The organism is Geobacillus sp. ZGt-1 (genome assembly GCF_001026865.1).
GTDB lineage: Bacteria > Bacillota > Bacilli > Bacillales > Anoxybacillaceae > Geobacillus > Geobacillus thermoleovorans.
On record NZ_LDPD01000019.1, the window covers coordinates 1 to 4,468 of the forward strand.

The window sequence follows — 4,468 nt, forward strand, 5'->3', positions numbered from 1 at the left end:
ACACAAAATTCAAAAAAATTAAGAAATATTTTTGTCCAACTCAAATTGATGCTAAAAGATGTCCATATAACTTCCCTTGCATTGATTACTTTAGTTAAACATTAGAGATCACCCCCATACCCATCAAGTTAAGAATTTTGGTCTTTGTGCATCGTCAAAAACATGGTATCCTTTCTAACGAACACTCCACGTTAGAAAGGATTTTTTTCATGGAAAAACAAATGAAAGCATGGGTTCAAACCATTCGTCAACTCTTTTCTCCCGAAGAATTAACCCGTCTCGCACGGAAAACAGGCTTTATCCGGCGGCAGCGTTCGTTAACGGCGGAAGCCTTTCTGACTCTCTGTGCATGGGGAGATGGCTCACTGGCCAAACAGTCGCTTCAGCGGTTGTGTGCGGCCTTGACGCTCTGGCATGGCTGTTCCCTTTCAAGCGAAGGCTTGAATCAGCGTTTTACCGATCGGGCCGTGGCATTTTTGCGAGAAGTGTTTTTCCTTCTCCTCCTGCATCAACGTCCATTGCTTTTGTCAGCCATGGAGACCTATCGAACTTGTTTTACCCGCCTGCGGATTTTGGACTCCACCAGCTTTTTGGTTCCCGCTGACTATGGGAAGACTATCGAGGTTCCGTTTCGTCGGGGGTGAAAATTCAGTTTGAATATGACTTGTTATCCGGCGCCTGCCTTCAGCTATGCGTTCAATCGGCCAATGACTCGGACGCTCGTTTTGCCTATCATGCCCAGCATACGATTTTACCGAATGACCTATGTATTCGGGATTTGGGCTTTTTCTCCGTTGCCGCACTGGCCGAGATCGACGCCCGCGGAGCGTATTATATTACTCGGCTCCGTTCCGATATGAAAGTGTATATCAAGGAGAATGGCCAGTGGAAGGAATGGGATTGGGAATCCCTTGGGAATCAATTAGAGGAAGGGGAATCAGTGGAAATGGAATATGTATACATCGGACATGAACGCTTGTATGTTCCACGGTTGGTTTTCCGCCGTCTGACGGCGGAAGAATGGCAAAAACGGATGGCGTATGTGCGGAAAAAGGAAAAAAGAAAAGGGAAGGCGCTGGCACGCCAAACCCTCGAACAAAAGAAATACCACATCTTACTGACGAATTTACCACAAGAGTCGTTTGATGGTCAACAGGTTTATGAGCTCTATTCCCTGCGCTGGCAAATTGAATTGTTGTTTAAAGCCTGGAAATCCGTATTTGATTTGGAGAAAGTCAAGGAGATGAAAAAAGAACGTTTCGAATGCCATTTATACGGGACGTTGATTGCCATTTTGGTCACCCAGACGTTTCTGTTTCAAGCTCGGATGTATTGGCATCAAAAGGAAGACATTGAAATCAGTGAACGGAAAGCGCTCGATCTTCTCCAATCGTATTGGCACCAGTTGCTTTTGCGTTCGCATATGGCGGAAATCAACCTTTTCTCTCTCCTTTCCCTGTTACGAAAACATGCCAAGAAAGGTCGAAGGAAAGGGGAAGAAACGGCATCAGATATCTTAACGAAATTAGAGATATGGTAGAATTAGATATGGATATAAATACCAAATACCCCTCTTCTGGAGGGGTATTTGGTATGCCCAATAATGGATGTGATCCCCATCATTCACTGCGGGGATGAACACGAGTATCGTCTTAAAAATTTTATACCGCTAACTTGACGGGTATGGAGATCACCCCCTCTATTGATTTCCAACTTTTATATAAAACTACTTGATGGAAAACAAGGACATGAACCTCCTTCCAGCCCATGCCCTTTTGGTGTCGTGCTGTACGGATTTACACGCTGGCTTAAACCTTACCGTCCCCTCCAAAACACTTCATTCCATCTCAATTCATTTTTGAACGATGAGACAGACGTATGTTCATTGATCACGACGCATTCAATGCCAGCCATTTCCGCAAAGTCTTGCAACTGTTCCGTTGTGACCGCAAACGAGAAGCACGTATGATGCGCGCCGCCGGCTAAAATCCATGCTTCAGCCGAATCGCGCAACGATGGGCGTGGTTTCCATAAAATACGGGCGACCGGCAATTTCGGCATGTCGTGTTCCGGTTTCACTGCATCGACTTCATTGACAATGAGACGGAAGCGGTGTCCTAAATCAATCAACGATGCATTGACCGCTGCACCCTCGCCGCCATCAAACACGAGACGAGCTGGATCTTCTTTTCCGCCGATCGAAAGCGGGTGTACTTCGATTCTCGGCCGCGTTGCCGCGATGGTCGGGCATACTTCGAGCATATGCGCGCCAAGAATCATTTCGTTGCCCGGCTCGAAGTGATACGTGTAATCTTCCATGAACGACGTCCCTTTGCCGTCGGCCATGACTTTCATCAACCGGACGAGGGCGGCTGTTTTCCAGTCGCCTTCGCCGCCAAAGCCGTAGCCTTCCGCCATGAGTCGCTGAACGGCAAGTCCCGGGAGCTGCTTCATCCCATGCAAGTCCTCGAACGTCGTCGTGAAAGCGGTAAAGTTCCCATCCTGCAAAAAGGCTTTCAGCCCGAGTTCAATCCGCGCCTGTTCACGAATTGATTCGCGAACGGGCCCTTCTTGGCGGCCGGCGGGCACAATGTCATACAGCTCCTCGTATTCATCGAGCAACTCATTCACTTTTTGTTCGGAAACATCGCGGATGTATTGGACTAAATCCCCAATGCCATAGCCGTTGACCGACCAGCCGAATTGGATTTGCGCTCCGACTTTGTCCCCTTCCGTCACAGCCACTTCACGCATGTTGTCGCCGAAACGAGCCACTTTTAGGTTGCGGCTTTCCGCAAAAGCGACAGCCGTCCGCATCCATTTCGCCAGCCGCTCGCGGACTTCTGGGTCTTCCCAGTGCCCGACCACCACTTTCCGGGCCACGCCCATTCTCGCGCCGATAAATCCGTATTCCCGGTCGCCGTGGGCGGATTGGTTTAAGTTCATGAAGTCCATATCAATGTTGTCCCACGGAATATCACGGTTAAATTGAGTGTGAAGATGCAATAACGGCTTTCGCAACTCCAAAAGGCCGCCAATCCACATCTTCGCTGGCGAGAATGTATGCATCCAAGTGATGACCCCAGCGCATTGTTCGCTCGCATTCGCCTCAAGGCAAACGCGCCGAATTTCCTCTGGCGTTGTGACAACTGATTTGAAAACAAGTGGGAACGGGAACACTGAATCTTGATTCAGCTCATTGACAATCATCATTGAATGCTCTTCAACTTGCTTTAATGCTTCTTCTCCGTACAAGTGCTGGCTTCCCGTTACAAACCAAAATTCATAAGGACGTAATGACAGCATCATTGCTCCTCCCCGTTCACGATAAAGTCATAGATTCTTTCGCCGCTCGTGCGGTTTCTTTCCAATGTTTAAGCCGTTTCATGACATCGTTTTCCCCACGGCCGAAGTAGTCATGCAACTTCGTATATTCTTGGTACAACTGCTCGTACATCGCGACATTCTCCGGAATCGGTTTGAACGTCTCTTCACGCACTTTTCCCATGTTTCGCGCCGCCTCAACGATTGATTCATAACCACCGTTCTCTTTGCCGGCCGCCACCGCCGCGAACATGGCAGCCCCCACTGCCGGGGTTTGCTTCGACGCCGCGATTTTGATCTCGCGGTTGGTGACATCGGCATAAATTTGCATGAGCAGTTTATTTTTTTGCGGCAGCCCGCCGCACGCGTACAATTCGTCAACTTTGACACCGTTTTCAACGAAAGCATCGATAATTTTGCGTGTGCCAAAGGCCGTTGCTTCAAGCAGCGCACGGTAAATCTCTTCTGGTTTCGTTAGCAACGTATAGCCAATGATGAGCCCTGTTAAATCGGTATCGACCAACACGGAGCGGTTGCCGTTCCACCAGTCCAACGCAAGCAAACCAGTTTCTCCCGGTCGGTAGGCAGCAGCTCGTTTTTCCAGCCACTCATGAACGCTGACTCCTTCTTTTTCTGCCGCTTCTTTCACATAAGCCGGAACGCCTTGCTCCACATACCAAGCAAAAATGTCCCCCACCGCCGACTGGCCGGCTTCGTAACCGAAATATCCTGGAATGATGCCGTCTTCCACAACGCCGCACATGCCTTCGACGTATTTTTCTTCTGTGCCCAGCAGCATATGGCAAATCGAGGTTCCCATCGCCATCACTAGCTTCCCTGGTTCGACAACCCCGACACCGGGTACGGCCGCATGGGCATCGACATTTCCGACGGCGACAGCTGTTCCCGGAAGGAGGCCCGTCATAGCGGCCATTTCGTTCGTCAGCACGCCTGCTCTCGTACCAAGCGGAACGATCGGGCCGCGCAGTTTCGTGTCTGTCAAGTGTTCCAGACGCGGATCGAGCGCCCGGAAAAACTCCTTGCTTGGATAGCCGTCTTGTTTATGCCAAATCGACTTATAGCCCGCCGTGCAGCTGTTGCGGACGATATTCCCAGTCATTTTGAAAATGACCCAGTCAGTCGC

4 protein-coding genes are annotated in these 4,468 nt (G+C 49.6%); 2 read left to right on the top strand and 2 right to left on the bottom strand.

Annotated features, from left to right (window positions below; genetic code table 11):
- The first annotated feature begins 209 nt into the window (after nt 1-209).
- Together VU18_RS19815 and VU18_RS08155 are read left to right on the top strand one after the other, a co-directional pair.
- Nucleotides 210-644 (top strand): hypothetical protein, encoded by a 435-nt coding sequence (locus VU18_RS19815; protein WP_233499903.1) that lies wholly within the window; start codon nt 210-212, stop codon nt 642-644.
- On the top strand, nt 641-1,540 hold the full coding sequence (locus VU18_RS08155) for an IS4 family transposase (RefSeq protein WP_233499902.1): 900 nt from the start codon (nt 641-643) through the stop codon (nt 1,538-1,540). The genes VU18_RS19815 and VU18_RS08155 overlap by 4 nt, the downstream gene beginning before the upstream one ends.
- 275 nt (nt 1,541-1,815) lie before the next feature.
- Here VU18_RS08155 and araA read toward each other — a convergent pair whose 3' ends face one another.
- Nucleotides 1,816-3,306 carry an L-arabinose isomerase gene (gene araA, locus VU18_RS08160; RefSeq protein WP_047757954.1) on the bottom strand — a complete coding sequence of 497 codons (1,491 nt, stop codon included), beginning with the start codon at nt 3,304-3,306 and terminating at the stop codon, nt 1,816-1,818.
- 16 nt (nt 3,307-3,322) lie between these two features.
- Nucleotides 3,323-4,468: ribulokinase (locus VU18_RS08165; protein ID WP_047757958.1), on the bottom strand; the 1,146-nt coding region annotated here is incomplete at its 5' end.